Below are 1,261 nucleotides of genomic sequence, written 5' to 3'. Positions count from 1 at the left end.
CCTCCATCCGGGGCAAAACATAAAAACCCGATCTCACCAGTCGGGTTTTTTTGTGCCGCCCTTCTGGCAGAAATCGCATTTACTCAAATAAGGGGTCTGACGCTCAGTGGAACGAAAACTCACGTTAAGGGATTTTGGTCATGAGATTATCAAAAAGGATCTTCACCTAGATCCTTTTAAATTAAAAATGAAGTTTTAAATCAATCTAAAGTATATATGAGTAAACGGCACTGTTGCAAATAGTCGGTGGTGATAAACTTATCATCCCCTTTTGCTGATGGAGCTGCACATGAACCCATTCAAAGGCCGGCATTTTCAGCGTGACATCATTCTGTGGGCCGTACGCTGGTACTGCAAATACGGCATCAGTTACCGTGAGCTGCAGGAGATGCTGGCTGAACGCGGAGTGAATGTCGATCACTCCACGATTTACCGCTGGGTTCAGCGTTATGCGCCTGAAATGGAAAAACGGCTGCGCTGGTACTGGCGTAACCCTTCCGATCTTTGCCCGTGGCACATGGATGAAACCTACGTGAAGGTCAATGGCCGCTGGGCGTATCTGTACCGGGCCGTCGACAGCCGGGGCCGCACTGTCGATTTTTATCTCTCCTCCCGTCGTAACAGCAAAGCTGCATACCGGTTTCTGGGTAAAATCCTCAACAACGTGAAGAAGTGGCAGATCCCGCGATTCATCAACACGGATAAAGCGCCCGCCTATGGTCGCGCGCTTGCTCTGCTCAAACGCGAAGGCCGGTGCCCGTCTGACGTTGAACACCGACAGATTAAGTACCGGAACAACGTGATTGAATGCGATCATGGCAAACTGAAACGGATAATCGGCGCCACGCTGGGATTTAAATCCATGAAGACGGCTTACGCCACCATCAAAGGTATTGAGGTGATGCGTGCACTACGCAAAGGCCAGGCCTCAGCATTTTATTATGGTGATCCCCTGGGCGAAATGCGCCTGGTAAGCAGAGTTTTTGAAATGTAAGGCCTTTGAATAAGACAAAAGGCTGCCTCATCGCTAACTTTGCAACAGTGCCAAAAATAGTCCTTCAGTGGGACGAAATGATCCGGACCGCTGGCTCCCTGAAGCTGGGCAAAGTACAGGCTTCAGTGCTGGTCCGTTCATTGCTGAAAAGTGAACGTCCTTCCGGACTGACTCAGGCAATCATTGAAGTGGGGCGCATCAACAAAACGCTGTATCTGCTTAATTATATTGATGATGAAGATTACCGCCGGCGCATTCTGACCCAGC

General features: G+C 49.6%; 1 protein-coding gene and 1 pseudogene. Both read left to right on the top strand.

The features are described from left to right. The first annotated feature begins 289 nt into the window (after positions 1 to 289). On the top strand, positions 290 to 994 hold the full coding sequence (locus ABD353_RS39615) for an IS6-like element IS26 family transposase (protein WP_001067855.1): 705 nt from the start codon (positions 290 to 292) through the stop codon (positions 992 to 994). Positions 995 to 1,053: 59 nt separating this feature from the next. After that, positions 1,054 to 1,261: pseudogene (locus tag ABD353_RS39610) on the top strand (Tn3 family transposase); the annotation flags it as partial.

This window comes from Kitasatospora arboriphila (genome assembly GCF_039528095.1).
Classification (GTDB): domain Bacteria; phylum Actinomycetota; class Actinomycetes; order Streptomycetales; family Streptomycetaceae; genus Kitasatospora; species Kitasatospora arboriphila.
The sequence above is the reverse complement of the archived record's forward strand: the minus strand, read 5'-3'. Positions and strand labels throughout refer to the sequence as shown.

What these genes read in the sequence shown, in the direction of transcription:
- ABD353_RS39615 (WP_001067855.1), top strand. Translation starts at nt 290, where the DNA reads ATGAACCCATTCAAAGGCCGGCATTTTCAGCGTGACATCATTCTGTGG.